We start from the raw sequence: 26,681 nt of genomic DNA, 5'->3' as shown, positions 1-26,681 counted from the left end.
ATGAACCTGTCCCCTCTCAACCGCCGGCGCTTCGAACTGTTCAAGGCCAACAAGCGTGGCTGGTGGTCGCTGTGGCTGTTCCTGATCCTGTTCGGCCTGAGCCTCGGCGCCGAACTGATCGCCAACGACAAGCCGCTGGTGGTGCACTACGACAACAACTGGTACTTCCCGGCGGTCAAGCGTTACCCGGAAACCACCTTCGGCGGCGAATTCCCGCTGGAGGCCAACTACAAGAGCCCGTACATCCGCGAACTGCTCAAGGCCAAGGACGCGTGGGTGCTGTGGGCACCGATTCCGTTCAGCTACCAGAGCATCAACTACGACCTGAAAGTCCCGGCCCCTGCCCCGCCGTCAGCGGACAACCTGCTGGGCACCGACGATCAAGGCCGCGACGTGTTGGCGCGGGTGATCTACGGTTTCCGGATTTCGGTGCTGTTCGCCCTGACACTGACCGTGCTCAGTTCGATCATCGGTGTGATCGCCGGGGCCTTGCAGGGTTTCTATGGCGGCTGGGTCGATCTGGCCGGCCAGCGCTTCCTGGAGATCTGGTCGGGCTTGCCGGTGCTGTACCTGCTGATCATTCTCGCCAGTTTCGTCCAGCCGAATTTCTGGTGGCTGCTGGGGATCATGCTGCTGTTCTCGTGGATGAGTCTGGTGGACGTGGTGCGCGCCGAGTTCCTGCGCGGACGCAACCTCGAATACGTGCGTGCGGCCCGGGCGCTGGGGATGCAGAACGGCGCGATCATGTTCCGCCACATTCTGCCCAACGCCATGGTCTCGACCATGACCTTCATGCCGTTCATCCTGACCGGCGCCATCGGCACCCTCACCGCGCTGGACTTCCTCGGTTTCGGCTTGCCGGCCGGCAGCCCGTCGCTGGGTGAGCTGGTGGCCCAGGGCAAATCCAACCTGCAGGCGCCGTGGCTGGGGATGAGCGCGTTTGCGGTGCTGGCACTGATGTTGAGCCTGCTGGTGTTTATCGGCGAGTCCGCTCGCGATGCCTTCGACCCGAGGAAGTGAAATGAATCAGGACAATCTGATCGAAGTGCGCGACCTCGCCGTCGAATTCGGCACGGGCGAGCGCTCGCACCGAGTGGTCGAGGGCGTCAGCTTCGACATCAAGCGCGGCGAAACCCTGGCCCTGGTCGGCGAGTCCGGCTCGGGCAAGTCGGTGACGGCGCACTCGATCCTGCGCCTGCTGCCCTACCCGCTGGCACGGCATCCGGCGGGCAGCATCACCTATTCCGGGCAGAACCTGCTGGAGCTGAGCGAAAAGACCATCCGCCACATCCGCGGCAACCGGATCGCGATGATCTTCCAGGAGCCAATGACCTCGCTCAACCCGCTGCACTCGATCGAAAAGCAGATCAACGAAGTGCTCGGTATCCACAAGGGCCTGACCGGCAAGGTCGCGACCAAGCGCACCCTGGAATTGCTGGAGATGGTCGGCATCCCCGAGCCGCAAAAGCGCCTCAAGGCCCTGCCCCACGAATTGTCCGGCGGTCAGCGCCAGCGGGTGATGATCGCCATGGCGCTGGCCAACGAGCCGGAACTGCTGATCGCCGACGAACCGACCACCGCGCTGGACGTGACCGTTCAGCTGAAAATCCTCGACCTGCTCAAGGAATTGCAGGCTCGATTGGGCATGGCGCTGCTACTGATCAGTCACGATTTGAACCTGGTGCGAAGAATTGCGCATCGCGTATGTGTCATGCAGCGCGGTTGCATCGTCGAACAGGCATCGTGCGAAGAACTGTTCCGTTCTCCGCAGCATCCGTACACTCGGGAGCTGCTGGCGGCGGAGCCCAGCGGAGGCCCGGCGAGCAATAAAATCGGGGCGCCGCTGTTGCAGGTCGAGGACTTGAAAGTCTGGTTCCCGATCAAGAAAGGCCTGCTCAAGCGCACGGTGGATCACGTCAAGGCAGTGGACGGCATCAATTTCAGCCTGCCTCAGGGTCAGACCCTGGGGATCGTGGGAGAAAGCGGTTCCGGCAAGTCCACTCTGGGCCTGGCGATTTTGCGGCTCATCGGCAGCAAAGGCGCGATCCGTTTTGAAGGCAAGCAGCTAGACTGCCTGACGCAGAACGAGGTTCGCCCGTTGCGTCGGGAGATGCAGGTGGTGTTTCAGGACCCGTTTGGCAGCCTGAGCCCGCGGATGTGCGTGAGCGACATCGTTGGCGAAGGCCTGCGGATCCACAAGATGGGCACCGCCGCCGAGCAGGAAGCGGCGATTATTGCGGCATTGAAGGAGGTAGGTCTGGATCCGGAAACCCGGCACCGCTACCCCCATGAATTTTCCGGTGGGCAGCGGCAGCGTATCGCCATTGCCCGGGCCCTGGTGCTCAAACCGGCGCTGATCCTGCTGGACGAGCCGACTTCGGCGCTCGACCGGACGGTGCAGCGGCAAGTGGTGGAGCTGTTGCGTTCACTGCAAGCCAAGTACAACCTGACGTATTTGTTCATCAGCCATGATCTGGCTGTTGTGAAAGCGCTGAGCCACCAGTTGATGGTGGTCAAGCATGGCCAAGTGGTCGAACAGGGAGACGCGCAAGCAATCTTTGCCGCTCCTCAACATCCGTATACACAGCAGTTGCTGGAAGCCGCTTTTCTGGCACCAGCCACTGCGCAATAACCTGAAAGAGGAGCAACACATGGGTTTTCTCGCCGGTAAGCGCGTACTGATCGTCGGTGTCGCCAGCAAGCTGTCCATCGCATCCGGCATCGCTGCCGCCATGCATCGCGAGGGCGCTGAGCTTGCCTTCACTTATCAGAACGACAAACTGAAAGGTCGTGTCGAAGAATTCGCACAGGGCTGGGGCTCGAGCCCTGAGCTGTGCTTCCCGTGCGACGTGGCCAGCGATGAAGAAATCGCCAAGGTCTTCGAAGAACTGAGCAAGAAGTGGGACGGCCTGGACTGCATCGTGCACTCCGTCGGCTTCGCACCGGGTGACCAACTGGATGGCGACTTCACCGAAGCCACCACCCGCGAAGGTTTCCGCATCGCTCACGACATCAGCGCCTACAGCTTCGTGGCCCTGGCCAAGGCCGGTCGCGAAATGATGAAAGGCCGCAACGGCAGCCTGCTGACCCTGTCGTACCTGGGCGCCGAGCGCACCATGCCTAACTACAACGTGATGGGCATGGCCAAGGCTTCGCTGGAAGCCGGCGTCCGTTACCTGGCCGGCTCCCTGGGCCCGGACGGCACCCGCGTCAACTGCGTATCGGCCGGTCCGATCCGCACCCTGGCAGCTTCGGGCATCAAGAACTTCCGCAAGATGCTGGCCGCCAACGAAGCGCAAACCCCACTGCGCCGCAACGTCACCATCGAAGAAGTCGGCAACGCCGGCGCCTTCCTGTGCTCCGACCTGGCGTCGGGCATCAGCGGTGAAATCATGTACGTGGACGGCGGCTTCAACACCACCGCCATGGGCAACATCGAAGAGTAATCTTCGCGCTGCCGATAAAAAGCCCGCCGATTGGCGGGCTTTTTCATGCCTGCGATTCCAGGCAACAGGCGAACAACTGCTGAATCGGCTGACGGCGCTGGCTGTAACGCTGCAGCAGCACCATCTCGCGGTAGAACGTCAGCTCACCCAACTCGATCACCCTCACCTTCAGCGGATGCTCCAGCCACAATCCGGCTCTTGGCAGCAACGAAACGCCGAGCCCGCACTCGACCATCTTCACGATCGCTTCCAGCTCATCCAGCTCCAGCGCTACTTGGACATCTATCCGCTGCTCACGCAGAAACCGCGTCACCAGCCGTCCACCAAACGAGTTGCGGTCATAACGCACGTGAGGATGCTCGACCAGCAGTTGCAGCGGATCGTTTCCCTCGACGCCGGGCGGCACGATCAGCACGAACGGCTCGCGCCGCATCACTTGCGCCGACAGCTCCTTGGGCAATTCGAACGGCGGCTTGATCATGATCGCCAGATCGACTTCCCCGGCATCCACCTGGCTCAGCAGGTTCAACGACACACCCGGCACCAGTTTCGGCTCCACGCCCGGTGCCTGTTGGCGCAAGCGCAGCAAGGCCTGAGGCAACAGCCCGGTCTGTGCGGTCGCCACGGCGCCGATTCTCAGCTCGCCGCGAAACTCGCTGGCGTCCTCACTGATCGCCATGCGGCTGAAGGTGGCGAGCATTTCCTGCGCCAACGGCACCGCACGCTGCCCTGCCGGATTGAGAATTGCCTGACGGCCGGTGCGATCAAACAGGCACACACCCAAAGTCTGTTCCAAATTGCGGATCTGCGCGCTGACCGCCGATTGCGTCAGGCCGACATGCAGGCCCGCCGCAGCAAACGTGCCGTGCTGCGCCACCGCCAGAAAGGTCTTGAGTTCACGCAGCATGGGCACCTCGACTGATCGAAATAATTTGAGCTCGGCGCAAAAACTATCGTCTTTCAATCGAAATGCACAGCGCTAGACTGGATTCACCCAACCGTTGATCGAGACCAACTCCATGCCACTCAGCCCCTTCCATCTGGCCATTCCCGTGTATGACCTCGCCGCCGCCCGGCATTTTTACCGTGAAGTGTTTGGCCTCGAAGAGGGTCGTTCCAGCGATCACTGGGTCGATTTCAACTTCTTCGGCCATCAACTGGTGATTCACTTGGCGCCGAAAAATGCCTCGCAGGAAGCCGCTCACACCAACGCCGTGGACGGACACGACGTCCCGGTGCCGCATTTCGGTGTGGTGCTGGGGATGGAGGAATGGCACGCCTTGGCCGAGCGCCTGAAATCACTGGGCACGCGGTTCGTGATTGAGCCGGGGATTCGTTTTCAGGGATTGGTGGGCGAACAGGCCACGATGTTTTTGTTCGACCCCTGCGGGAACGCCCTGGAGTTCAAGGCGTTCAAGGACATCGGGCAGTTGTTTGCCAAATAAGCGTCAGATTCGCTTCAGGGCTTGCTTGTGGGCATACATCGCCCCATCCGCATCCGCCAGCAGTTTATCCACGGTGTCATGCCGCCGTGGGTCGTACTCGATCTGCCCGACACTGAAGCGAATCGCATAACCCCGATGCAACGTGGCATTGCGCTCTTCGAGGATTTCCTTGAGGCGCGCCATGATCGCCGTGGTTTCGATGTGGCTGGAACCGGTCAGCAACGCCACGAACTCATCGCCGCCCAACCGCCCGACCACGTCGCTTTCGCGAAAGGCAATGCGCAACACATCGGCGAAGGTCTTGAGCGCACTGTCGCCCTCGGCATGGCCATAGAGGTCGTTGATCTGCTTGAAGTCGTTGAGGTCGAAAAACAGCAGCGTCGCCGGCTTGCCCATCCGTGCACAGGCATCCAGCGCATGCTGGGCCAGCATCATGAACCCGCGTCGGTTGGACAACAGCGTCAGCTCGTCCATGCTCGCCATCTGCACGGCCATCAGCTCCTGCTCCGCCATCCCGGCGAGATCGCGCAGCAAGTCGCGCTCTTCGTCATCGAGTTCGCGGGGTCGGGTGTCGATCAGGCACAAGGTGCCCATCTTGTTGCCGTTGGGCACGGTCAGCGGATAACCGGCGTAGAAGCGGATATTCGGGTCGCCGATCACCAAAGGATTGTCGTGAAAACGCACGTCCTGACGGGCATCCGGCACCAGCAGCAATTCATCCTTGAGAATCGCATGGCCGCAGAACGAAACGTCCCGTGGGGTTTCGGTCGCGTCCAGGCCTACGCAGGACTTGAACCACTGCCGATCCTTGTCCACCAGCGTCACCAGCGCGATCGGTACGTTGAACAGGCGCCTGGCCAGACGGGTCAGGCGGTCGAAGCGTTCTTCGGGGGCGGAATCGAGGAGGTTCAATCCATACAGCGCTTGCACTCGAGCCGCTTCATTGACGGGTTTGCCTGGCACCAGCATCACACACTCCCTTGTTATCAGTGACCTTCAGCGTAGCCCTGATTGGCGATGACTCAAATGCTCATCCGCCGGCCACCGGACACGGCCCACCCGCGTCCGCCCAGAGCTTGAACTGACTGACGAAGATGTCGTGGGGCACCGGCACCGGTTGCCGCCCCGGCCCGGGATTCCAGCCCCAGAGCACCAGTTTGTCCTCGCTGACGTGCTTGATCAGCGCGGCGAAGTCCCGGTCGCCGTTGCTGCTGCGGTCCTTGATCATCGCGCACAAGCGATCCGGCGGCAGGCCGATCCAGGCCATCTTGTGCGAGGCCGGCGGCAGGCTCCAGTGCGGCGCACCCGGTGGCGCGTGGGGGCCATAACTGGCCGGCGGATTGCTTTCGGCGTGGCAGGTGGCACACGGCAAACCAGCGGCGCCCTTGCCGTCCATGCCGCGCACCACGTTCATCGCGTGGGGCGTGCCGGCGTCGAACTGCAACGGCGAATCGCCAGGAATGTGGCAGTTCTGGCAGCGCGGGCTCTGGAAGACTTTCTGCACCGTGCCGAAGGCTTTCAAGGCCTCCTGATCGTCGGCGAACAGGTCCGAGGCATAGCCGCCCAGCCCGACCAGCATCACAGCGCCCAACAACAGATGTCGTTTCATCTCACACCCCCGACAGTTGCAGCGGCAGTTCCCGCAGGCGCTGCCCGGTCAGGGCGAACACCGCGTTGGCCACCGCTGGTGCAGTCGGCGGCACACCGGCCTCGCCGATGCCGCCGGGCTTGTCCGTGCTCGGCACGATGTGCACTTCGACCACCGGCATCTCGTTCAGGCGCAGCACTTGATAGTCGTGATAGTTGGACTGCACGACGTGTCCGTCCTTGAGCGTCAGCTTGCTGTGCAACGCCATGCCCAGGCCGAAAGTGATGCACGATTCCATCTGCGCCGCGATGCTCTGCGGGTTGACCGCAATCCCGCAATCCACCGCGCACACCACGCGGTGAACGCGAATCTTCAGATTGTCCTGCGACACCTCGGCGACTTGCGCGACGTAGCTGCCGAACGACTCGTGCACCGCCACGCCCAATGCATGCCCGTCCGGCAGCGGCGCTTTCCAGTTGGCCTTTTCCACCGCCAGATTCAACACGCCGAGATGCCGGGCGTGATCCTTGAGCAAGGTTCGCCGGTACTCCACCGGGTCCTTGCCCGCCGCCGCGGCCATTTCATCGATCAGCGATTCCATGACAAACGCCGTGTGGCTATGACCCACGGAGCGCAGCCACAACACGTTGATCCCGGTGGTTGGCGAATGCAGATCGACCTGATGATTGGCGAGGCCTGTAATGTACGGACTGTCAGACACACCCTCGACCGACGTCTGATCGACGCCGTTCTTGACCATGGTTTTTTCCAGCATGGTGCCGGCCATGATCGACTGCCCGACCAGCACATGCTGCCACGCCAGCGGCATGCCATCGGCTCCCAGCCCAATCCTGGCCCGATGCAAAAACGCCGAACGGTAATAACCGCCCCGGATATCATCCTCCCGCGACCACACGGTTTTCACCGGCATCGCGGCGGCCTTGGCCACTTGCACCGCTTCGGCGACAAAATCCGAAGTCGGGTTGGCCCGCCGACCGAAACCACCGCCGAGGAATTCGGTATGGATCTCCACCTGCTCCGGTTTCAGCCCGGTGATCTTGCCGGCGACCATTTGGTCCAGCGTCTGAAACTGGGTGCCGGTCCAGATCTCGCACTTGTCGGCGCTGATCTTCACCGTACAGTTCAGCGGTTCCATCGGCGCATGAGCCAGATAAGGCACGCTGTACTCGACATCGATTTTCTTCGCTGCTTTGCCAAAGCTGCCCTTGGCATCGCCGGCCTGACTGGCGGAAATGCCCGGTGTGGCGGCCAGTTTGCGGAAACTCTCCAGCAGTTTTTCGCTGCTGAGATCCGCGTGCGGCCCCAGATCCCAGTCAACCTTCAGCGCATCGCGCCCCAGTTTCGCCGCCCAGTAATGATCGGCGATCACCGCCACGCCGGTCGGCACCTGCACTACTTTGTGCACGCCGGGAACGGCCAGCGCCTGCGCGCCTTCGTAGGATTTGACGCTGGCGCCGAACACCGGAGGCCGGGCAACCATGGCAGTCATCAATCCGTCGAACTGCACGTCCATGCCGAACTTGGCGCGGCCGGTGATTTTCTCCGGGGTGTCGAGGCGTTTGGTGGGTTTACCGATGACTTTCCAGTCCTTGGCTTCCTTGAAGGTAATCGACTTCGGATCCGGCACCGGCAGTTGCCCGGCGGCGTCCGCCAGTTCGCCGTAAGTGGCGCGGTTGTCGCCGGCAATCACCACGCCGGATTCGGTGCGGATCGTCGACGGTGCCACGTTGAAACGCTTGGCCGCCGCCTCGATCAGCATCTGCCGCGCCGTAGCGCCTGCAAGTCGGTAACGGTCGAATTCCATCCAGGTTGAAGTGGAGCCGCCGGTGATCTGCATCCCGCCAAACGCCGGCATGCCGTAATCGGCAGCCGAGGCCGGCGAGTGCTCGACGCGGATCTTCGACCAGTCGGCGTCCAACTCTTCGGCGATCAGCATGGTCAGGCCGGTCCAGATGCCCTGGCCCATTTCCGAATGGCCGAGCAGCACGGTGACGCTGTTGTCCGCCGCAATCCGCAGGAACGCGTTCGGCGCAAATGCCTTGCCTTCATTTTCCGCCGCTGTGGCAAACCGGTTGCCACCGGGCACCACGAAAGCCACGACGAGACCACCGCCAAGCACGGCACTGCCCTTGAGAAATCCGCGACGGGATACAGGACTGTTCATCACTCACCTCCCCTCGCTCAGCCAATGTCGGCGGCACGTTTGACCGCTGCGCGGATTCTTGGATACGTGCCGCAACGGCAGATGTTGCCGGAGAGCGCCTGATCGATATCGCTGTCGGTGGGTTTGGGGATTTTCGCCAGCAACGCGGCGGCGGACATGATCTGCCCGGACTGACAGTAGCCGCATTGCACCACGTCCAGTTCGGCCCAGGCCTGTTGCACCGGGTGCGAGCCGTCGGTCGAAAGACCTTCAATGGTGAGGATTTTCTGGCCGTGGGCGACGGCGGTGGCCGGCGTGATGCAGGCGCGCAGCGGTGCGCCATCGACATGCACGGTACAGGCCCCGCACTGGGCCATGCCGCAACCGAACTTGGTGCCTGTCAGGTGCGCGACGTCGCGCAGAACCCAGAGCAACGGCATGTCCGCGGGGACATCGAGCTCCTGATCCTTGCCATTGATGTTCAAGGTCAGCATCGGGGATTTCCTCAGACTCACGGTGTTCTGAAGGGGCGTTGCGACAGCATTCGATGCCGTGCACGCCTCGGCTTATCCCTTTCAGCTAAGCGCATTTTGCCCCGACGACCAGCCGCCGCGACCACCGGTCATGGATCTACAGCATCGCGGCTACTTGTTGCGCCGTGGCTTTGGCCGATTGCGGGTTCTGTCCGGTCACCAGTTTGCCGTCGGTCACCACATTCGAGGTGAATGGCAGAAACGCCTTTTCGTAGCGCGCCCCGCGATCCTTCATCTGTTGCTCCGAGTCGTACGGCACTTTTTTCGCGACACCGGCCAGCACTTCTTCCATCCACGAGTAACCGGTGACCTTGCGCCCCGCCACCAGCAGGCTGCCGTCCGACAACCGCGTATTGAGCAACCCGCAATAACCATGACAGACCGACGAAACGATCCCGCCGCGCTCGAAGATCTCCCGGGTCAGCCGTTGCAGGCCGGGGTCGTCGGGAAAGTCCCACATCACCGCGTGCCCGCCGGTGAAATAGATGGCGTCGTAATCCGCGCTGTCGATCTGCTCCGGGCTGGCGGTGTTCGCCAGCAGCGCCATGCTCGCCGGATCGTTCAGCCAGGCCTTGGCCGAGCGGTCGAGCATCGGCCACTTCAATGCCCGAGGCTCCAGTGGACTCCGCCCGCCCCTGGGGCTGACCAGTCGCTGCTCGAAGCCTTTTTCCGCGAACACCTGCCAGGCATGGGTCAACTCCCCGAGCCATAACCCGGTGGGTTCGGTCGGGTCGACATAGTGGGCGACATTGGTCACGACGTGCAGGATTCGACGTGTCATTTGGCAGCCTCTCTTGGGGTGACACCGACCTGACCGAACGCCGTCAGCGGCACGGGCAGGTTGAGCACGATCTGGGCGTCCTTGATCACGTCCAGGCGCAGGATCCGCGTAGCTCCGAGGCCATCGAGCAACTGGCTCAGGGGGCCGCCGTTGCGATCCAGCTGCACATCGCGCGGAAACAGGCGTTGGGCAAAGGATAGTGTGTTGCTCTGCACCACGCTCTGATGCCACAGGCCATCGACCTGATGAATCATGGTGGCGGTGCTCATGCGCGATTGCGGCGTAACGTTTTTCAGGGTCGGCAGCGGCGCTTTCAGGACCAGGTCCGGCAGGCCCTTGGGCCCGTCAATACGGGCGCTGACGCTGGTGCCGATGTTCACGTTGATGTCGGCGCGCCACTTGGGCAGTTGATAGCCGTGCACGCCGCGCACCCGGGCGATTTCGGTGTTCACCGGCAGCGCCAGCACATGGGCAGTGAAGCTGCGCCGACGCATGGCGTCCATCAGTTCCAGCGCGTGGGAGCCACGGGCGCCGGGGCGACGCACGACAATCGCCACGGAGACTTCGTCGTACGGATCGTTGTCGCAAACCGAGTAGGAGAAAAATGTCAGCGCCACCAGCCCATAACCGGGAAATGCCCGCAGCGGTTCAAGCGGCGCAGGCAAGGTAGCGCGCAGACGGTCCAGCGGCGCCAGGAACAGCAACTGCACGCTGCCGGAACGGTAATAGAAGTTCGGCGCCCAGGTCGGGCCGACTCTCGAAGCGACCTGCTGCTTGGGAATGCGCCGGAAGAAGTCGATATTGCCGGCAGCCTTGTCCCGGGCCACTTCGTCGAGATTGGGGTTCATACGAAAACGGTCGTAGTAGCCGCCCTCCAGCACCTCGACCCTGTGCGATCCGAATTCGACTTCTGTAAAGCGCTTGCTCATGTTCGCTGACCTTTCTCGATGAGTGGCCCGGCAGGTGGCCGGTCAGCGCCACTCTAAGGTTCAACCAAACTTTAAGGTCAAGCGCACAACGGCTATGCCCCACCATTCACGCCAGCGATGACCGTTCGGAACTTGCTTGACCTTAAAGTGCACTTCAATCCTAGAGTTCATAACGCTTGTCTTCACCCCTTCACGTTTCCGTTCCGCATTTTTCAGGAGTAGCGAACATGGGCTATGTCACAACGAAAGACGGCGTCGAGATCTTCTACAAGGACTGGGGTCCGAAAGACGCCCCGGTGATCCATTTCCATCACGGCTGGCCGCTCAGCGCGGACGACTGGGATGCGCAGATGCTGTTCTTCCTCGCCCAGGGCTTCCGGGTCGTGGCCCACGATCGACGGGGTCACGGGCGTTCGAGCCAGGTCTGGGACGGCCACGACATGGATCACTACGCCGATGATGTGGCGGCGGTGGTCAATCATCTGGGAACGCAAAAAGCCGTGCATGTCGGCCATTCCACCGGTGGCGGCGAAGTCATCCATTACATCGCCCGGCATGGCGAGGATCGGGTCTCCAAAGCCGCAATCATCAGCGCGGTGCCGCCGCTGATGGTGAAAACCGAAAGTAATCCGGGCGGCCTGCCAAAGTCGGTGTTCGACGATCTTCAGGCCCAACTGGCGGCCAATCGTGCGCAGTTCTATCACGATGTGCCGGCCGGTCCGTTCTATGGCTACAACCGGCCCGGGGCCAAGCCTTCGGAGGCCGTAGTCCTGAACTGGTGGCGCCAAGGGATGATGGGCGGCGCCAAGGCCCACTACGACGGGATCGTTGCTTTCTCGCAGACCGACTTCACCGCCGACCTGAAAAGCATCTCGATCCCGGTGCTGGTGATGCACGGCGATGACGACCAGATCGTGCCCTATGAAAACGCCGGTGTGCTGTCAGCGAAATTGCTGAAGAACAGCACGCTGAAGATTTATCCGGGCTTCCCTCACGGGATGCCGACCACAGAAGCGCCAACGATCAACGCGGATCTGCTGGCCTTTATTCGCGGCTGATTTTATTGGCCGGGGTCAGGTGCGATACCTGCCCCCGGCTACTCTTCGGTTCTCCCCGTTGCCTCGCGATTACCCACATAGTGTCTGGCCAATGGAAACGCCGGCAGCCACGACTCGCGACGCACCGTCCAGAGTTCGTAAGTCGGCTGCAATTGATCGGGCGCATCCAGCGCGCCCAGATTCACCTCGACTTCATCGCCGCTGCGGCCGAACACCGACGACCCGCAGCGCGGGCAGAAATGTCGCCCGGCATAGTCCCGGGTTTCGCCGCTGATCGCCACCGCATCCTCGGGAAAGATCGCCGATGCATGAAACAGCGCCCCATGGTGCTTACGGCAATCGAGGCAGTGACAAATCCCGACACGGTAAGGTCGCCCCGACGCCTCGATCCGCACCTCGCCGCACAGACAACCGCCAGTAAACCGGTCCATGGAACACCTCGCCTGAAAATGGAATAACCGGTGAGTGAAAATAGCAGCCCAATGGGCGAACGCTTACAATCGTGGCCCAATACCACTATCCAGGCAGACCCGTTCGTTCATGGCGCTCGATCCCCTCACGATGCTCACCATTTCCACCGCCCTGGCCGCGGCGGCCGCCCTGTATCTGGCGGTCGAATGGCGCAGCATCCGCGAACCTTCCCTGCTGTTCTGGAGCGCCGGTTTCGCCACCATCACCGTCGGTTCGAGCCTGGCCCTGCTGCGCGCCAACGGCTATCCGCTGATCGGCATCTGGTTCGCCAACGGCTTGCTGGTGGTTGCGCACTGGCTGTTTCTGTTGGGCGTTGCACGGTTTACTCAGCGACAGTTGTCGCGGGCCTGGTACTTGATGTTCCTGCTCTGGCTGTCGTTGCTTCTGTTACCGGAAGATCCGTCGTGGTCGAAGATCATGCTGATGGCCAACTCACTGCTGATTGCCTTGTTGATGCTGCGGGCCAGTTTGTTGCTGCGCCCTCACGGCAAGTCGCTGAGCATCGGTGCGGTGCAACTGCGCTATGTACTGCTGATCCACGGCGCGTTCTATTTCACCAAGGCGATCATCGCGGTGATTCCGGGCACGCTGATCGATCTGGCGTCGCTGCGCGGCGAGATCATTCAGATTTCTCTGGTCGAAGGCGCGATGGCGATCATGCTGATCGCGCTGTCGATGACCGGCACCGAGCGCTACCGCCGGGAAAAACAGATCGCCGAACTGGCCGCCCGGGATCCGCTGACCGCGCTGTACAACCGCCGCGCCCTCGAAGTCCGCGCGCCGCGCCTGCTCGATCAAGTATCCAGCACTCGCCCCGGCGCCCTGCTGCTGATCGACATCGACAACTTCAAACTGATCAACGACCTGTACGGCCATGCCGCTGGTGACCGGCTGCTCATCGCCCTCAGCGAAATGATCCGCGCGGTGCTGCCCAAGGGCGCACTGGCGGCAAGGCTGGGCGGTGACGAATTCGTGATGCTGCTGGGCGATGCGTCCCACGAACAGATCATGGTGCTGGGCAGCGCGTTGCGTGAGCAGTTTCAGCAGATGACTTCGCAGACTTACGTCACCCCGCAAGCGGTCACCCTGAGCATCGGCGCCAAGGTGTTCGATCAGCCGCCGGCCAGCCTCACGGCACTGATCGAACAGGGCGACAGCGCGCTCTACGAATCCAAGCGTGGCGGTCGCAACCGGATTCGTCTGGCCGACTACACCTGACCTATCCTTGCCTGCACCCGCATCCTCGGAGTTCGCCATGTCCACGCCTGAATCCACCCTCCTCCAGAGCTGGCACCACAACGCCCGGGCCTGGACCGAAGCCGTACGCAGCGGCGCTATCGAGAGCCGTCGGCAGGTCACCGATCAGGCCATTCTGCTGGCAATCATGGGGCGCCAACCCGAGCGCGTGCTCGATCTGGGATGCGGCGAAGGCTGGCTGTTGCGGGCGCTGGCAGAGCGCGGGATCGAAGCGGTCGGCGTGGACGGTGATGCGACGCTGATCGAGGCTGCGCAAGCGGCAGGATCTTCACCGGTACAGGTCGCCAGCTATGAAGATTTGGTAGAAACGAAAGTCGACATCGGCCGCGACTACGACCTGATCTGCGCCAACTTTTCCCTGCTGCATCAGGACATCATCCCGCTGCTCGCCGCCATGAACACCCTGCTCGTGCCCGGCGGTGCGCTGGTGATCCAGACGCTGCATCCGTGGTCGGTGGCAGCGGGTGATTATCAGGATGGCTGGCGGGAGGAAACCTTCGATGGATTCAAGGGCCAATGGCGACCGATGCCGTGGTATTTCCGCACCTTGTCCAGTTGGCTGAATGCGCTGGACATGGCCGGATTTCAGTTGAGCAGTCTGCGCGAGCCACAACATCCGCAAAGCCCTGTGCCACAGTCGTTGTTGATGATAGCCGAGCGCCGCGGATGAAACGCTACAGCCTTGGCTTGAGCAGAATCCCGGTGTAATGCCGTAAGAACAGAATAAAAGCCGCACACCAGAGCACCACAGACAAGCCGAGGCCAAGACTCGAAAACGGCACCAGCAACACCCGACAACCCGCCGCGATCAGCACCAGCGCAAAACCCAGCACCACGGCTTTCGGTGGCTGCAACAACCGGCCAGTGTGACCGAGGCTGACCCGCGCAATCATCGCCAGAATCAAGCCACCGACACCGCCAACGGCCAGCGCATGAGTCGCCAGGCTTTGCTGGCCAAGCAGCCCCAGATGCCACGCCGCCATGGCCCAGGTTGCCAATGCCATCCAGCCGTAAGCCAGGTACAACGACCAAAGCAGCGGCACGCGCCAGATCCCGCGATCATGCCAGCGGATCAGCCGCAGTATTTGCAAACTGCCGGTGAGCGCAAACAGTGCTGCCAGCCACGGCCGGGGCACATCGTTAAGACCCGCCGCAAACGTGATCGCCGTCAGCAGACTGCCAATCAACAGCAACCGCGTGGGCAACGGATGGGCGGCCGGCGCCGGCGGACGGTTCAGGCCTCGCTGGATGAAGAACGGAATCACCCGTCCGCCGATCACAGTCATCAGCGCCGCAATCAGCCACAACGCGCCCAGCACGCCTTGGCGCTGCAAACCGGCGTCATCGTTGAACAGGCCAATCAAGGTCAGTGCCTGACAACCCGCTATCAGCGCGAGCACCAGCACAATCGGGTAGTTGTCGCGTTTGCGCGCGGCGATCAGATCCCGCGCCAGCATCACCGCCAGCAGCGGCAGAAAACCCCATTGCAGCGCAAGGATCAGCCCTGTCGGCAACGGCAGCCACCAGGCCACTCGCCCGAGCAGCCAGACCGACACCAAAGCGATCAACGCCTCGCCGCGCACGCCAGGAGTCCCGGTCCAGTTGGGCACCGCCGTCAGCAGAAACCCGGCAACGATTGCGGCCGCGAAACCGAACGGCATCTCATGCCGATGCCAGGCGAGCATGCCGCCCGCCGGTTGCAGATCGAACCAGTGGCCGTAAAGCCACAGACCCCAGATCAGCACCGCCAGAGCGGCGAATCCGGCCCCGGCCAGAAACAGCGGCCGAAAGCCCAGGCTGAACACTGGCGCCGCCGCGAGTCTGCGCATGTTCAAGCCACCACGGCGGCGTGAGTCCGCCCCAGCCGATATTGAGACAGGAGCCGCATCACGTAGCCGATTTTCAGCAGCGTCGGGCCGACGATGGTCATGGCGTGCATCGCTACCAGCAACGCAATCGGCATAGGGCCCTGATACAGATAAGCGCCGTAGATTCCGGCCAGCAACATGACCAGACCGGCAACGAGCACTTTGCTCGACAGGTGCAGAACGTTCAGCGGATTCTCGAAGACAGTGAACATGTTTCGTACTCCTGAGCGGATCAGTTTGTACGATTGATGTATCAACTCTTGTGCCAGATTTTTTATCGTTAAAAATCAGCTAGATAAGCCATAGGAAGTCAATATGACTCGAACCAAAAAGAGTCATATTGACTTCAATATTTGTCATAAAGACACCAATCGCCTTCAAGGCTGCTTTGCGTAAGCCCCTCTGAAATCAGAGAACTCACCGGCACCCTCCACTTGCACCGCTCCGTCGAGCAGGCGCAAACGATAGAGCGGCTCGGCGATCTGGTCCTGACCGATCACCAGATTGCCCGCCTGCAACGGCCACTGCCGGTTCTCCTGACGGGGTGGTTTGCCCGGTTGCGTCACGGCCATCTGGATCAACGCCTGCTCACCCGCGCCCTTCTCGGTGGCCGGCACGATTTTGATCGTCAGCCACGCCGATCGCTCATCCGACGCCATCATCACGTAACGTCCTTCACGCTGTTCGCCTGTGGGCGTCTGAAACTTTTGCGGTGCAACCCGGAACGCCGTCGGTCGCGCTTCGAAGATCAGAGACTTGTCGCCGTCGTGCCATGTTCCGCCCTGAAAGCCGTGCTCATCAGGCTCACCTGCCACGTACCAGTCGCCGGTGACACGGCCCTGGGCATCCAGCTCATGCAGCAACACGGCTCCGTCATCGTAGGTCTCGCCCACCAGCCGGATCGGTTGGCCATTGCCCGTTTTCGTGTAACGAACCTCGCCAATGTAGACGCCACCCAGCATCTGCCACCACAGCTCGAATGCGATCTTGCCGTCAAGCTTGCCCCGCAGCATCACCGGCGCTTCACCTACTGGCCCTTCAAGGCGACGCTGCTCCAGCCATTTGCCGTCCTTCAATTCCCGCTGCGTGACGTCGGTGTAACCCGCCGGCATCAGCGGGCTGCCTTCGGACGGCCGCTGTGCCACCTCGATGGTTTCGGTCACCTTGACCGGCGAATTGCTCTGCACCTGCCAGGTACGGCTCTGGCGCCAGCAGCAACCGCTTTTCGCGTGAGTGATCAGGCGGCGAGCGGCGGCATCGACTTCGAACAATCCCAGATACGGTTCGCGAGTCAGCGCCGACAATGCCTTGTTCGGCACCAGCACCGGGCTCGACGGATCGAACAGATAGACGTCGTAGGACGCCGCGCCGTAGCCACCGTCGTTACCGTTGCGGATCGCCAGATCCTGGTGTCCATCGAAATTGAAGTCGCCAAACACCACCAGACGTTGCTCGTCGCATCGCAAGGCCTTGGCTGAATCGTTGAGCGGAACCAGGTCGACGGCATCGGCCGTGTCGATTCGTTGCAACACTTCGCCATTGGACTTGTCGCGCAGGATGACTTGCGCCGCCACTGGCTCGAAGTTCTGCGTCGGTGGATGCTCGATGGTCACATCGACGCTGTACCTGTTTGCCGGATCCGAGAGCTGACAGCTCAACGGTTCGGCACTGGCCGACGCGGCGGCAAACAGGCAGAAAAAAACCCATGTACGAGAGGCAACCATGATGCAGAGCGTCCTTGCGGCAAAATCGGGGCGGCAAGTCTAACGACAAACGTTTTTGGGCGCACTTGTCGATCTATGGCGCCTACGACCCGCTTCGGACTGACTACGCTATTAATCCAGCGTGTCTAACCTGCCGAGGATGACTGCCATGCAACGCTTTCAGAAGCTGACGCCCTGCCTGTGGTTCGACGATCAGGCCGAGGCGGCGGCCAAGTTCTACTGCTCGATCTTCGATCATTCGAAAATCACCGCCCTCACCCATTACAGCAAGGTCGGCCAGGAATTCCACGGCCGCCCGGAAGGCTCGGTGATGACCGTCAGTTTCGAACTCGACGGCCACAGCTTCACCGGGCTCAATGGCGGGCCGGTGTTCAAATTCAACGAAGCGGTGTCGTTTCAGGTCAATTGCCAGACCCAGGAAGAGGTCGACCACTTCTGGGGCAACCTGTCCGCCGGCGGCCCAGTGGAAGCCCAACAGTGCGGCTGGCTCAAGGACAAGTTCGGCGTGTCCTGGCAGATCGTGCCGGTGGCCTTCATGCACATGATGACCGACGCCGACCAGACCAAGGCCCAACGGGCGATGCAGGCCATGTTCGGGATGAAAAAACTCGACATCGCCGAACTCGAACGAGCCTTCGCCGGCCAGAGCTAATACACTCGGGCACTGGCCTGCCGAGAACCCCAAAAATGAAAGCCGCCGCCAAGAACCCCGAACAAGCCCCGCGCTTCTGGCGCGACGACGCCCTGCCCTTCATCGAGGCCCGGGCCATCGCCGATGGGCGTGAGGTCTGCTACTCACGGCACTCCCACGCGCACTTTTCCATCGGCGCGATCATCGCCGGGCGCAGCACTTATGTGCATGAGCAATCATCGTTCGAAGTGGCGGCCGGCACCGTGGTGCTGATGAACCCGAGGGACGTGCACGCGTGCAACCCGATCGACGATCAGCCGTGGTCGTATTTGATGTTGTATGTGGAAACGCCGTGGCTGACAGATCTGCAGCATCAGTTGGGGTTCAGTGCGGAACTGGAGTTCCGGCGGTTTTCCGATACCCACTTGAATGATGCTCGCCTGTTTCGCGACTTGAATACGTTGTACGCCGTATTGGTCGACGATCAGCAAGACGTGCTGCGCAAACAGAGCGCAGCGGTGGAGTTTTTCAGCGACCTGCAACTGCGCCTGAACCCGATTGAACCTCCGTTGCGCGAGCCGAACTTCAAACTCGAACGCGCCGCCGACTTCATCCGCCAGCACTGCACCGACCTGCTCAGCCTCGACGACATCTGCGTCGCTGCCGAACTGTCACCGTCGTACCTGATTCGCGCCTTCAAACTGCACTTCGGCATGACACCCCATGCGTTTTTGGTTAACCAGCGCATCCAGTTCGCTCGCGAGTGTTTGCGACGCGGGCAATTGATTGCGGATGTGGCGCTGGAAGCGGGATTTGCCGATCAGGCGCATTTTCAACGAGCGTTCAAGCAGCATCTGGCGGCGACGCCGGGGCAGTATCGGGGGTGAAAACAAAAACGGCCCGCATTACTGCGGGCCGTTAGGGAAATCGGCAAAGTCACTGGTCATGACTTTGCCGTAGGTAAATAAATACGTCCCCGGTTACTGCTTCAGCAAGAAGCTGGCCATACCGAAAGACGATACCCCGCGCTCCCTGTTGAACAGAAGGGAGGCTTTTGTGTTTGGGGACAGGATCATACGTCCCCTTTTTCCTTCCGACTTATTGCAGGCTATGAGAGTTTAATGACCTTTATGCTGGAAAGTTCGTAGTCGTTTCCGTATCCAGAAGCGACATCACTTACAACGGCCAACTCTACTGAGACTGCCGAGGCAGTAAAAGTCCCGGATAGGGTTTGGAGGGTAAGTTGATCAATATCTACGGGCCCTGCGATTGTTTGGCCACCTGCGGAAAGAGCAAGGCGTGGTACCGCGTGGGCGGTTTGAGTGCGAGCATGCTCAATCGAAAAAGAATACGTTTTCCCCACACTCAATCCACCACATGACTTGCTCAAAACCACACCATCGGACTGGTTGGTAGAAGTACGGTTTCTTGCCCGCCGGTCCGTGCCGATGCTTACAAACTCCCAGTCAGTTGGGGTGGTCGGCACCCAGTCATTCCAATTGTCATTATCGAACGTCGTGATATCGATGACGCCAATGTAAAACACCAACGGATTCGAATAACTGGTCTTGCCCGCCGCATCCCGAACGATGTGATAGCGGATACTCAACTGTTCACCGCGATGAGCCTCAAAATACTGCTGCACAAACGCCGCATTGAGAGGAAATTTCACGGGCTTGCCGGCGCTCAGTGCGTTGAGGGGTTTGTTGTCCGTAAACAGCAGCACACCTTGGGCATCATACAATTGCCAGACCACCACATCCTTGGGCAGGGTCGGGTTGTTGACCGGGTTGGGGCAGGTGACTTCGCTGATGCCGTTGGGCAGGCTGCTGGGTTCAAACGAACCGTCCTTTTCACCGAGCAGAATGGCCGGAACCAGCTCAAGCCTCGGCTCGCCGATATTCAATGGCGAGGCTGGCGGGGAAGGCCTGCGAACGATCTCGCCGTTCTCGCCTTCGCTGAGCACGTCGTACCACACCAGCAGGGTGCCGCCTTCGCCGTCTTTCAGGTACACGGGGTCTGAAATGACGACGATGAAACCATCGGGGTCATCGGCCTCCTGCTGGGTCGGAAAGATCCAGTCCAGCTCTGGCTCGAAAACGGTGCCGTCCGAACGGGTAATGCTCCAGTGGATTTCAATGGCGTTGTCCGGGGTGATCAGCGGATCGTAGGGGATGCGGACGATCACGCCCGACAGGTCTGGATTCAGCGTTCCTCCCTCCTCACTTTCGACTTTGGGCGCTGCCAGGCGTGTCAGTTCGCCGATGATGTTGATGAAGCGGCCTTTTGAGCGATTCTCGATGTTGCCATTGCGCTCAACTTCGTAGAAAAACACCCCCTGGTTTTTTGCCAATGCCCGGGCACCGTCGTTGTCCATCAGCACCTCGACCACCAGCGGTGGGTTTTTGTCGATGGTCTGGCGGGCAACGACCTGGACGCTTTCGCTGTCGAGGGTGGTGCCCTGCAAGTGCATGATGATGGTGTCGCCCTTTTTGAAATCGACGGGTGAGGCAGCAAAGACCTGGAGCAACAATTGCTCTTTATCCAACTGATCGACGTCGAGTTCGCTCCCGTCAGCCTGCTCAAGAATCGGCGCTTCCAGCCGCGAGTTGCCGGTGTCGACGACGATGCGCGTTTCCTTGCACCAGTCTTCGGAGTCGTTGTCAGCAAAGTCTCTGACGAAGAACGACACCGCCAGCCCTTCGCTCCCGGAATCGCCGACTGCAAGGACGACATCCTTGCTGATGTGGATGACGATAGGGTTGCTCAGCGGGTCGTCGATCTGCGCCTGAATAACCGGATCCGACGGCACAATGCTGCCGCCCCAGCTCACCCTGATCACATCGCCGACGGCGATGTCGGGGTACGGAAGGTTGGAGCCGCTGCCGGGTTTGGCCACGACCAGAACGTCCACGCCGTTTTCGGCGGTATCCTTGTCGACACCGTCCTGCACAATTTCCGGCGGCCTGAACTCCATGTGCAGGTTGGAGTGCCCCTGCCCGGGATCGGTGTCCTGGCCGGCGGGGATTTCCAGTTTGACCAAGAGTTTGAACGGTGGAGCAAAAAGCTCTGGCGCCTGGTTGACGCGCGTCACCCGATAGGACAGATCCCACGTGCCGCTCTGAAAACGGCCCGGTGCGACGAACAAGGTAGCGCGCTGGGTCTTTTCGGCATCCTGGGTGACGGTTTGCTGATCGACCACCTGGTTATTGAGCAAAAGCTCGACTTTGTCGCCCAGGTTCTTGTTTGACCAGACCGGGATCTGCACCTTGAGACCCTGAGTGGGGAAGTTGAGCAGTGCGGCGGCGCGGTTGATGGCCCATTCACCGGTCGGCAGCAGCTTGGCGCCGGGGATGTCTGGGTCGAGCAACGCGAGTGTGCCGATGGCTTTTTTGGGTTGGACGAGCATGACGGGGGCTCCTGCCGAAGGATGTGGGCGGTGGAGTTATTGAGCGATTAAAGGGGGGATTTGGCTACTGTCAGATCTGACAGGTCGAGGAAGGCTTTCGACCAACGGTTGCGCCTGAGAACTTGCTTTTCAGTTATGCAGCCATAAAGCTGGAAGTGACATGACAAAACCCGCCGTCCAGATCAATCGGGACGGCGGGTTTCTATATGCTCAGGCTACAGCGGCGTCTCAGCCTTCACTTCCAGATTATCCAGCACCCGATTCACCGCCAGTTCCCCCAGCATGATCAACTGCGCAATCCCCAACAGCACATGCCGCTGCGGCGCGTCGAGCATCCCGGCGAAATCGCTGGCCATGGTTTTGGCCGAGGTCAGGGTTTCGCAGGCGTCGGCCAGCAGTTCTTCGTTCGCGATGCCGGGGGCGATGAGGTAGCGGGAGTTGGGTTTGAGCAGCGGCTTTCTGGGGAGGAACGGATTGAGGTAGTGATCGAGCGCGCGGTCGGCGGCTTCGTGGAATTTCTTGGAATCGAGGGTTTCGTAGGGCGAGGTCGGGTCGGTTTCAGGCGGGTTTGGCGTTGGTTTGATCATGGTGAACTCCCTGATTGATGGAGCTGCCACGGTTCGCTGCGAAACGAAAGGAGGTGGCAGCTGTACGCGGGTTCGCAGACCGGGAATCAAGGAACCCGGCATACCCGAAGGTATCCCGCGCACAACCGCCATTACGCGATCAGCCAAAAAAGCTGAACGGAAACGACGCGCTGGGCGCCTTGATTGATCCGGGCTGCGAAACCCGATCGCTGATTCGTCAGCGACCGACACACGATAGAACCCGGCCCCAAGGCCCACAAGCCGGCGGATTCTGGCGGATGCGTAGGCAATGGCGCAAGGTGTTGTGGCTTGCCGGACGCATCCTTAAACACCTTTAAACCCAACGCCTGCCACGCTTACGGCAGCAACAGATACCCCGCACTCACTGCCAACAACAGCGCCATCACCCGGTTGAACAAACGCATCCCCGTCGGGTTGCCCAGATAGCCGCGCAGAAACGTCCCGGCATACACCCAGCACCCCACCGACAGATAACAGATCACCAGATACACCGCCGCAAACTGCCACACCAGCCGAGCCTCGCCATCGGCCACGAACGCACCCATCCCCGCCACGCAGGCCAGCCACGCCTTGGGATTGAGCCATTGCATCACCGCGCCGTAGAGCATCGACGGCGCCCTCCCCGATTCTCCCGTATTCAACTGACCGTTATCGGTGGCCAGTTTCCAGGCCATGAACAACAGAAACGCCACCCCGGCCAGTTGCACCACGCGGGTCAGCGACGGCCACAGCGTAAGCACTTCATGCAATCCCAGCCCCATCAACACCAGCAACAACACAAACCCCAGCGTCGCCCCCGCCACATGCCGTTGGCTGGCACGAAAACCGAACTGCGCACCCGAACTCAACGCCACAATATTCACCGGCCCCGGGGTAATGGACGCGACCAGGGCAAACGCCGCCATCGACACAATCAGACTCATCGCACACCTGCTTCAAATCGAGGAACAAGGCGCTCACAGTAGCCAGCACACCACCCGGCGGTATTGAACGAAATTACCCCCGTATCCGTAGACCCACTACGCTGTAGCTCTGCGACCACTCTCGACTGGAAGTCTGCCCTCGATGATTCTGATTCTGCTGCCCGCCGCCGATTACGACCCCACCGAAAGCAGCGTGCCCTGGCAGGCATTGCGCAACGCGGGCATCGAGGTGCGTTTTGCCACCCCGCAAGGCTTGCCCGCCCACGCCGACCCGCGGCTGGTGGACATCGGGTTCGGTCTGTTGAGTTCGATGCTGATGACGCGCAAGGCCGACCTCGACAGTTATACGCAGATGATCGAATCCGAAGCGTTTCGCCAACCGCTGGCGTATGCCGATGTCGACACGACCCGGTTCGACGGTTTATTGATTCCCGGCGGTCATGCCAAAGGGATGCGCACGCTGTTGGAGTCCACGCAGGCCCGGCAGATCGCCCTGCAATTTTTCAAGGCTGAAAAACCCGTGGCAGCGGTGTGTCATGGCGTGTTGTTGCTGGCCCGGACGCTCGACCCCGAAACCGGGCGCTCGGTGTTGTTCGGGCGCAAGGTCACCGCGTTGCTCGCGGCAACCATGGAGCTGCCGGCGTGGCTGATGACCTCGTTCTGGCTGGGGCGCTACTACCGCACCTACAAACAGACGGTCGAGGCAGAAGTGAAAACCGCACTGGCCAGCAAGGCCGATTTCATACGCGGCCCACTCATCGCCAAGCGAGACTGCGCGCAGTCACCCCACGCGGGATTTGTGGTGCGCGACGGCCAATTGCTGACGGCGCGCTGGCCCGGCGATTGCCATCGATTCGCCGCCGAATGGGTGGCCCTGTTGCAGGCCACCCGACGCGAGCCGGTACTCAGTCCAGACGTGGCACGGTGAAGCGAAATTCGCTGCCCTGTCCCGGCTCGCTCTCGGCAACAATCCGCCCGCCATGGGCCTCGACGATGCCCTGCGTGATGTACAGGCCCAGCCCGGTGCCGTTCGGATTGCCTTCCTTCACCGTCCAGTAGCGGTCGAACACGTGCGGCAAGTGATCCTTGGGGATGCCTTCGCCGCTGTCGCGTACCGTGAAGACAATATCGTCACCGACTGACTTGGCATGCACATCGACCGTGCCCAGACGCGGCGTGAACTTGATCGCGTTGCCGACCAGATTCGACAGCACCTGAAACAGTCGCTCAGGATCGGCATGGATGCTCAGATCGGGATCGGCCTCGAACGAAATGCTGATATCCTTGTCCAGCGCCAGTGGCGCGAGCAGTGATTGGGCTTCTTCGAACATCTGCGCAACGTCGAGTTTCTGCGGCGCGATGGTGTAGCGCCCGGCGTCGATTTTCGAGGTGTCGAGCAAGTCTTCCAGCAACGTGTTCATGCGCCCGGCGGCTTGTTGCATGGTGTCGATGGCGGTCGATATGCGTCGCGAAGTGTGCGGCCCGTCTGAGCTGAAAGCCTTCTGCATCATGCCGCACAGCATCGAGATCACGGTCATCGGGTTGCGCAGATCGTGGGAAACCACAGCGACAAGCTCATCACGGGCGCGCACCGCTTCCTGCTCGCGGCGCACCTGACGGGCCAGATCATTTTCCAGCGCCGAGCGACGCAGGTCGTTGGCAGCGAACAGATCGCCGTGGCTCCACTTGGTGGAAATTCCGGCCATCTCGACCTTCCAGATTTCGAACGAAGTACGCGGTCGCAGACGCAGGCCCGCGTCGGAGTTTTCCAGGTCCAGCGGCTTGCGCGGGTCACCGCTCCAGTTGATGTTCTCTTTGACTTCCGGGCGGAACCACAGCACGCCGTTGTCCACCGGTTTGGGCAGGCTCATGGCGAGCACACCGCTGGCGACCTGCTGATAGTGCGCGGCCGGCGGATAGACGCTGGCCAGGTGATGACTGGCAAACACCGGCTCGCCGCGCTCCTGCAGCCACTTGTGCAGCGCACGAATCGCTTCCGGCTCCGGGCAGTTGCCGTAACGGTGCAATTGCTTGTCTTCGATGATCGCAATACCGCCGGCATTGGCCAGCGCCATCAGGACTTGTGGCTGGTTGGCCAGGCCATCGAAGACGTTCTGCGGCGAATCGATCATCGCTTGATTGAGCAACGCCAGCGCATCGACCTTTTCTTCGCGCTGACGGCTGACTTCCAGCGCTTCCATCGCGCTGATCTGTAGCGACAGCACCTGGCCGATGGTCTGGCATGCCGTGCGCAACTCATGGGGTACGTGCAGCGGCTGACGGTTGCCGCAACTGATCAGGCCCCAGAGCCGGTCGCCCTTGAGCAGGGAAATGCTCATCGAGGACAGCACGCCCATGTTCTTCATGTACTGGCAGTGGATCGGCGACACGCTGCGCAGTGTGGCGAAGCTCAGGTCCAGCGGGGTCTGGGTGTCCGGGCGCAACTTGGGCAGCAGCGGCACCGGTTGGTAGTCGGCATTGGGAATGATCCGCAGCCAGTTGGTGCGGTACAGCTCGCGGGCCTGCTCGGGGATGTCGGACGCGGGAAAGAATAATCCGTTGAAGACTTCCATCGACGGATCGGACGCTTCGGCGATGACCTGGCCGTGGCCCTCCTCCTCGAAGCGATAGATCAGCACCCGGTCGTAACCGGTCATGGCCTGGATTTCCTTGACGCTGATGTCGTACAGCGCTTGCAGGCTCTGGGCCTTTTGCAGGCGCGCAAGCATCCGCCCCAGGTGGGTTTCGGTGCCGGCGACGTTGCGCGGCTGGAAGTTTTCGACGTGGATTTCCAGCTCCAGAATCAGCACATCCTGATGCCGGTGCAACAAGCCTTCGAACGCGGTGCCGTTGAGACGGAAATGCAGCGGCGGCGCGTCGGACAAGACCGGTTGCTGCAAGGCTTCGCGAACCTGCGCGGCATGGGCATCGCCGATCAGGCTTTGCAGTGGCTGGCCAATCAGTTCTTGTGCCGGGCTCGCCAGCAAAGTCTCGACGTTGGCGCTGATCTGAATGATCGAAAGGTCCGGCTCGCTCAGGGTCAGCAGCAACCCGTGAGGCTGGATCGCGCCGGGAAAGCGGATCGGCTCGTCGGCGCAATTGGCCAGCAACTCTTCAAAGGCTTCTTTGTCTTGCGGGGTCATACCAGAACCTCCTGGCTTTCGAGCCAGCGCTCGAAACAGCTGAATGTGGTGTGGGCGGCCGTCACAACGGCTTCACGCTCGACGGCGTCCATCGAGCGACTGCCCAGGTATTCGATGAAGTCGCGCCAGCGCCGACCGGTGGCTGCGCCGTAGATGTCCAGAAACGCTGCGCCGTTGTCCGCACCCAGGCTCAGCCGCGAAGCGATTTCCCGGCGCAGGATCTGCCCGCCGAGGGTCGCGCCTTCCAACACATACAGCACGCCCAGACACGCGGCGGCGGAGTCAATGGCGGGCAACTGGCGGCAGATCGAAAAGTCCTCGTCGTTTGCGCCCAACGCTTGCAGGTCGCGTTGCAGGGTCGGCGCCTTGAGGCGTGAAATCAGATCGAAATCGGCAGGGATTGCACCGCTGTTCTGCAATGCGCTTTCCAGTGGCTGATAGAAACCGTAATAGGCGCGCATCAGTCGCTCGAAAGCCTGCAGATCAAGGGTGTCGGAGAAGAAAGGAAGGCGTTTTTCCAGAGCAATGTGCAGTTCGGCCGTGCCGGCGCGCAGATCCTGCAACACCGGTGGTACATGAACCTCGCGGGCCTTTGCTTGCATGTAGTCGCTCGTACAGTGGGCCGCCTGGGGCCATGGGGGGATGGAAAAGCATGGCGCGAAAGCTTACACGGCCAAGGCGTTTTCTGACCGGTTGATGGGTT

Annotated in this window: 26 protein-coding genes; 10 read left to right on the top strand and 16 right to left on the bottom strand. The window is 61.2% G+C overall.

The genetic code is table 11. The features are described 5' to 3' along the window. From AC1RME_RS20940 to fabI, 3 genes are read left to right on the top strand one after another with little or no spacing between them, the layout of a single operon-like run. A complete protein-coding gene (locus AC1RME_RS20940; protein WP_102621892.1) occupies positions 1-1,020 on the top strand; it encodes an ABC transporter permease in 1,020 nt (339 codons plus the stop codon). Position 1,021: 1 nt separating this feature from the next. Further along, a complete protein-coding gene (locus AC1RME_RS20935; RefSeq protein ID WP_102621893.1) occupies positions 1,022-2,632 on the top strand; it encodes an ABC transporter ATP-binding protein in 1,611 nt (536 codons plus the stop codon). 19 nt (positions 2,633-2,651) lie between these two features. Next, positions 2,652-3,446 carry an enoyl-ACP reductase FabI gene (fabI, locus tag AC1RME_RS20930; protein WP_003202751.1) on the top strand — a complete coding sequence of 265 codons (795 nt, stop codon included), beginning with the start codon at positions 2,652-2,654 and terminating at the stop codon, positions 3,444-3,446. A 43-nt stretch (positions 3,447-3,489) separates the two neighbouring features. On the opposite strand, the gene AC1RME_RS20925 is transcribed toward fabI, so the two are convergent. Continuing rightward, on the bottom strand, positions 3,490-4,353 hold the full coding sequence (locus AC1RME_RS20925) for a LysR family transcriptional regulator (protein ID WP_493091703.1): 864 nt from the start codon (positions 4,351-4,353) through the stop codon (positions 3,490-3,492). Between the two features lie 112 nt (positions 4,354-4,465). Here AC1RME_RS20925 and AC1RME_RS20920 point away from each other — a divergent pair, with 112 nt between their 5' ends. Continuing rightward, on the top strand, positions 4,466-4,891 hold the full coding sequence (locus AC1RME_RS20920; RefSeq protein WP_192560461.1) for a VOC family protein: 426 nt from the start codon (positions 4,466-4,468) through the stop codon (positions 4,889-4,891). A gap of 3 nt (positions 4,892-4,894) precedes the next feature. Here the strand turns inward: AC1RME_RS20920 and AC1RME_RS20915 are convergent, their stop codons facing one another. From AC1RME_RS20915 to AC1RME_RS20890, 6 genes are all read right to left on the bottom strand, one after another. Beyond that, positions 4,895-5,860 (bottom strand): GGDEF domain-containing protein, encoded by a 966-nt coding sequence (locus AC1RME_RS20915; RefSeq protein ID WP_096820526.1) that lies wholly within the window; start codon positions 5,858-5,860, stop codon positions 4,895-4,897. A 61-nt stretch (positions 5,861-5,921) separates the two neighbouring features. Beyond that, positions 5,922-6,500, bottom strand: coding sequence for a hypothetical protein (locus tag AC1RME_RS20910; RefSeq protein WP_096820525.1), 579 nt, complete (start codon positions 6,498-6,500; stop codon positions 5,922-5,924). A 1-nt stretch (position 6,501) separates the two neighbouring features. Further along, positions 6,502-8,664 (bottom strand): xanthine dehydrogenase family protein molybdopterin-binding subunit, encoded by a 2,163-nt coding sequence (locus tag AC1RME_RS20905; protein ID WP_493091702.1) that lies wholly within the window; start codon positions 8,662-8,664, stop codon positions 6,502-6,504. Positions 8,665-8,681: 17 nt separating this feature from the next. Next, positions 8,682-9,137 carry a (2Fe-2S)-binding protein gene (locus AC1RME_RS20900; protein WP_493091701.1) on the bottom strand — a complete coding sequence of 152 codons (456 nt, stop codon included), beginning with the start codon at positions 9,135-9,137 and terminating at the stop codon, positions 8,682-8,684. Between the two features lie 136 nt (positions 9,138-9,273). Next, a complete protein-coding gene (locus AC1RME_RS20895) occupies positions 9,274-9,957 on the bottom strand; it encodes a type 1 glutamine amidotransferase domain-containing protein (protein ID WP_096820523.1) in 684 nt (227 codons plus the stop codon). Continuing rightward, positions 9,954-10,886, bottom strand: coding sequence for an acetoacetate decarboxylase (locus AC1RME_RS20890; protein ID WP_493091700.1), 933 nt, complete (start codon positions 10,884-10,886; stop codon positions 9,954-9,956). Before AC1RME_RS20890 ends, AC1RME_RS20895 begins: the two co-directional genes overlap by 4 nt. Before the next feature lie 227 nt (positions 10,887-11,113). Here AC1RME_RS20890 and AC1RME_RS20885 point away from each other — a divergent pair, with 227 nt between their 5' ends. Further along, the gene (locus tag AC1RME_RS20885; RefSeq protein WP_493073404.1) at positions 11,114-11,944 is read left to right on the top strand and encodes an alpha/beta fold hydrolase; all 831 of its coding nucleotides are present in this window, start codon (positions 11,114-11,116) and stop codon (positions 11,942-11,944) included. Positions 11,945-11,982: 38 nt separating this feature from the next. On the opposite strand, the gene AC1RME_RS20880 is transcribed toward AC1RME_RS20885, so the two are convergent. Beyond that, the gene (locus AC1RME_RS20880; RefSeq protein WP_192560457.1) at positions 11,983-12,375 is read right to left on the bottom strand and encodes a GFA family protein; all 393 of its coding nucleotides are present in this window, start codon (positions 12,373-12,375) and stop codon (positions 11,983-11,985) included. 109 nt (positions 12,376-12,484) lie between these two features. Here AC1RME_RS20880 and AC1RME_RS20875 point away from each other — a divergent pair, with 109 nt between their 5' ends. Together AC1RME_RS20875 and AC1RME_RS20870 are read left to right on the top strand one after the other, a co-directional pair. Next, positions 12,485-13,633 carry a GGDEF domain-containing protein gene (locus AC1RME_RS20875; RefSeq protein ID WP_493091699.1) on the top strand — a complete coding sequence of 383 codons (1,149 nt, stop codon included), beginning with the start codon at positions 12,485-12,487 and terminating at the stop codon, positions 13,631-13,633. A gap of 37 nt (positions 13,634-13,670) precedes the next feature. Next, on the top strand, positions 13,671-14,342 hold the full coding sequence (locus AC1RME_RS20870) for a class I SAM-dependent methyltransferase (protein WP_493091698.1): 672 nt from the start codon (positions 13,671-13,673) through the stop codon (positions 14,340-14,342). A 4-nt stretch (positions 14,343-14,346) separates the two neighbouring features. Here AC1RME_RS20870 and AC1RME_RS20865 read toward each other — a convergent pair whose 3' ends face one another. From AC1RME_RS20865 to AC1RME_RS20855, 3 genes are all read right to left on the bottom strand, one after another. After that, on the bottom strand, positions 14,347-15,501 hold the full coding sequence (locus AC1RME_RS20865) for an NnrS family protein (RefSeq protein ID WP_493091697.1): 1,155 nt from the start codon (positions 15,499-15,501) through the stop codon (positions 14,347-14,349). A 2-nt stretch (positions 15,502-15,503) separates the two neighbouring features. After that, positions 15,504-15,752 carry a transmembrane sensor/regulator PpyR gene (locus AC1RME_RS20860; RefSeq protein ID WP_493091696.1) on the bottom strand — a complete coding sequence of 83 codons (249 nt, stop codon included), beginning with the start codon at positions 15,750-15,752 and terminating at the stop codon, positions 15,504-15,506. 165 nt (positions 15,753-15,917) lie between these two features. Beyond that, positions 15,918-17,264, bottom strand: a complete 1,347-nt coding sequence (locus AC1RME_RS20855) for an FG-GAP repeat protein (protein ID WP_493091695.1) — start codon at positions 17,262-17,264, stop codon at positions 15,918-15,920. A 148-nt stretch (positions 17,265-17,412) separates the two neighbouring features. On the opposite strand from AC1RME_RS20855, the gene AC1RME_RS20850 reads away from it, so the two are divergent. Both AC1RME_RS20850 and AC1RME_RS20845 read left to right on the top strand, forming a co-directional pair. Beyond that, on the top strand, positions 17,413-17,916 hold the full coding sequence (locus tag AC1RME_RS20850) for a VOC family protein (protein WP_273540876.1): 504 nt from the start codon (positions 17,413-17,415) through the stop codon (positions 17,914-17,916). A 35-nt stretch (positions 17,917-17,951) separates the two neighbouring features. Next, positions 17,952-18,782 carry an AraC family ligand binding domain-containing protein gene (locus tag AC1RME_RS20845; RefSeq protein ID WP_493091694.1) on the top strand — a complete coding sequence of 277 codons (831 nt, stop codon included), beginning with the start codon at positions 17,952-17,954 and terminating at the stop codon, positions 18,780-18,782. A gap of 221 nt (positions 18,783-19,003) precedes the next feature. Here AC1RME_RS20845 and AC1RME_RS20840 read toward each other — a convergent pair whose 3' ends face one another. The 3 genes from AC1RME_RS20840 to AC1RME_RS20830 all read right to left on the bottom strand — a co-directional run bounded on the left by AC1RME_RS20840 (position 19,004) and on the right by AC1RME_RS20830 (position 22,835). Continuing rightward, positions 19,004-21,304 carry a hypothetical protein gene (locus AC1RME_RS20840; RefSeq protein ID WP_493091693.1) on the bottom strand — a complete coding sequence of 767 codons (2,301 nt, stop codon included), beginning with the start codon at positions 21,302-21,304 and terminating at the stop codon, positions 19,004-19,006. A gap of 215 nt (positions 21,305-21,519) precedes the next feature. Beyond that, the gene (locus AC1RME_RS20835) at positions 21,520-21,891 is read right to left on the bottom strand and encodes a DUF6124 family protein (protein ID WP_493091692.1); all 372 of its coding nucleotides are present in this window, start codon (positions 21,889-21,891) and stop codon (positions 21,520-21,522) included. 356 nt (positions 21,892-22,247) lie between these two features. Then, positions 22,248-22,835: a LysE family translocator gene (locus AC1RME_RS20830; protein WP_493091691.1), complete on the bottom strand. Its 588-nt coding sequence runs from the start codon at positions 22,833-22,835 to the stop codon at positions 22,248-22,250. A gap of 142 nt (positions 22,836-22,977) precedes the next feature. Between AC1RME_RS20830 and AC1RME_RS20825 the strand changes: the two genes are divergently transcribed. Then, positions 22,978-23,763, top strand: coding sequence for a type 1 glutamine amidotransferase domain-containing protein (locus AC1RME_RS20825; protein ID WP_493091690.1), 786 nt, complete (start codon positions 22,978-22,980; stop codon positions 23,761-23,763). On the opposite strand, the gene AC1RME_RS20820 is transcribed toward AC1RME_RS20825, so the two are convergent. Continuing rightward, positions 23,741-25,978: an ATP-binding protein gene (locus AC1RME_RS20820; RefSeq protein ID WP_493091689.1), complete on the bottom strand. Its 2,238-nt coding sequence runs from the start codon at positions 25,976-25,978 to the stop codon at positions 23,741-23,743. The genes AC1RME_RS20825 and AC1RME_RS20820 overlap by 23 nt on opposite strands. After that, positions 25,975-26,580, bottom strand: a complete 606-nt coding sequence (locus AC1RME_RS20815; RefSeq protein WP_493073415.1) for a biliverdin-producing heme oxygenase — start codon at positions 26,578-26,580, stop codon at positions 25,975-25,977. The genes AC1RME_RS20820 and AC1RME_RS20815 overlap by 4 nt, the downstream gene beginning before the upstream one ends. Positions 26,581-26,681 lie beyond the last annotated feature (101 nt).

The sequence above is a fragment of the Pseudomonas sp. GW822-FHT03F08 genome, from assembly GCF_058801265.1.
Note: the sequence above shows the minus strand (reverse complement) of the source record. Positions and strands in the feature narration are given on the sequence as shown.

What these genes read in the sequence shown, in the direction of transcription:
- AC1RME_RS20895 (WP_096820523.1), bottom strand. Translation starts at nt 9,957, where the DNA reads ATGACACGTCGAATCCTGCACGTCGTGACCAATGTCGCCCACTATGTC.
- AC1RME_RS20865 (WP_493091697.1), bottom strand. Translation starts at nt 15,501, where the DNA reads ATGCGCAGACTCGCGGCGGCGCCAGTGTTCAGCCTGGGCTTTCGGCCG.
- AC1RME_RS20835 (WP_493091692.1), bottom strand. Translation starts at nt 21,891, where the DNA reads ATGATCAAACCAACGCCAAACCCGCCTGAAACCGACCCGACCTCGCCC.
- AC1RME_RS20910 (WP_096820525.1), bottom strand. Translation starts at nt 6,500, where the DNA reads ATGAAACGACATCTGTTGTTGGGCGCTGTGATGCTGGTCGGGCTGGGC.
- AC1RME_RS20830 (WP_493091691.1), bottom strand. Translation starts at nt 22,835, where the DNA reads ATGAGTCTGATTGTGTCGATGGCGGCGTTTGCCCTGGTCGCGTCCATT.
- AC1RME_RS20840 (WP_493091693.1), bottom strand. Translation starts at nt 21,304, where the DNA reads ATGCTCGTCCAACCCAAAAAAGCCATCGGCACACTCGCGTTGCTCGAC.
- AC1RME_RS20845 (WP_493091694.1), top strand. Translation starts at nt 17,952, where the DNA reads ATGAAAGCCGCCGCCAAGAACCCCGAACAAGCCCCGCGCTTCTGGCGC.
- AC1RME_RS20890 (WP_493091700.1), bottom strand. Translation starts at nt 10,886, where the DNA reads ATGAGCAAGCGCTTTACAGAAGTCGAATTCGGATCGCACAGGGTCGAG.
- AC1RME_RS20935 (WP_102621893.1), top strand. Translation starts at nt 1,022, where the DNA reads ATGAATCAGGACAATCTGATCGAAGTGCGCGACCTCGCCGTCGAATTC.
- fabI (WP_003202751.1), top strand. Translation starts at nt 2,652, where the DNA reads ATGGGTTTTCTCGCCGGTAAGCGCGTACTGATCGTCGGTGTCGCCAGC.
- AC1RME_RS20920 (WP_192560461.1), top strand. Translation starts at nt 4,466, where the DNA reads ATGCCACTCAGCCCCTTCCATCTGGCCATTCCCGTGTATGACCTCGCC.
- AC1RME_RS20870 (WP_493091698.1), top strand. Translation starts at nt 13,671, where the DNA reads ATGTCCACGCCTGAATCCACCCTCCTCCAGAGCTGGCACCACAACGCC.
- AC1RME_RS20925 (WP_493091703.1), bottom strand. Translation starts at nt 4,353, where the DNA reads ATGCTGCGTGAACTCAAGACCTTTCTGGCGGTGGCGCAGCACGGCACG.
- AC1RME_RS20825 (WP_493091690.1), top strand. Translation starts at nt 22,978, where the DNA reads ATGATTCTGATTCTGCTGCCCGCCGCCGATTACGACCCCACCGAAAGC.
- AC1RME_RS20915 (WP_096820526.1), bottom strand. Translation starts at nt 5,860, where the DNA reads ATGCTGGTGCCAGGCAAACCCGTCAATGAAGCGGCTCGAGTGCAAGCG.
- AC1RME_RS20815 (WP_493073415.1), bottom strand. Translation starts at nt 26,580, where the DNA reads ATGCAAGCAAAGGCCCGCGAGGTTCATGTACCACCGGTGTTGCAGGAT.
- AC1RME_RS20880 (WP_192560457.1), bottom strand. Translation starts at nt 12,375, where the DNA reads ATGGACCGGTTTACTGGCGGTTGTCTGTGCGGCGAGGTGCGGATCGAG.
- AC1RME_RS20860 (WP_493091696.1), bottom strand. Translation starts at nt 15,752, where the DNA reads ATGTTCACTGTCTTCGAGAATCCGCTGAACGTTCTGCACCTGTCGAGC.
- AC1RME_RS20875 (WP_493091699.1), top strand. Translation starts at nt 12,485, where the DNA reads ATGGCGCTCGATCCCCTCACGATGCTCACCATTTCCACCGCCCTGGCC.
- AC1RME_RS20850 (WP_273540876.1), top strand. Translation starts at nt 17,413, where the DNA reads ATGCAACGCTTTCAGAAGCTGACGCCCTGCCTGTGGTTCGACGATCAG.
- AC1RME_RS20855 (WP_493091695.1), bottom strand. Translation starts at nt 17,264, where the DNA reads ATGGTTGCCTCTCGTACATGGGTTTTTTTCTGCCTGTTTGCCGCCGCG.
- AC1RME_RS20905 (WP_493091702.1), bottom strand. Translation starts at nt 8,664, where the DNA reads ATGAACAGTCCTGTATCCCGTCGCGGATTTCTCAAGGGCAGTGCCGTG.
- AC1RME_RS20820 (WP_493091689.1), bottom strand. Translation starts at nt 25,978, where the DNA reads ATGACCCCGCAAGACAAAGAAGCCTTTGAAGAGTTGCTGGCCAATTGC.
- AC1RME_RS20885 (WP_493073404.1), top strand. Translation starts at nt 11,114, where the DNA reads ATGGGCTATGTCACAACGAAAGACGGCGTCGAGATCTTCTACAAGGAC.
- AC1RME_RS20900 (WP_493091701.1), bottom strand. Translation starts at nt 9,137, where the DNA reads ATGCTGACCTTGAACATCAATGGCAAGGATCAGGAGCTCGATGTCCCC.
- AC1RME_RS20940 (WP_102621892.1), top strand. Translation starts at nt 1, where the DNA reads ATGAACCTGTCCCCTCTCAACCGCCGGCGCTTCGAACTGTTCAAGGCC.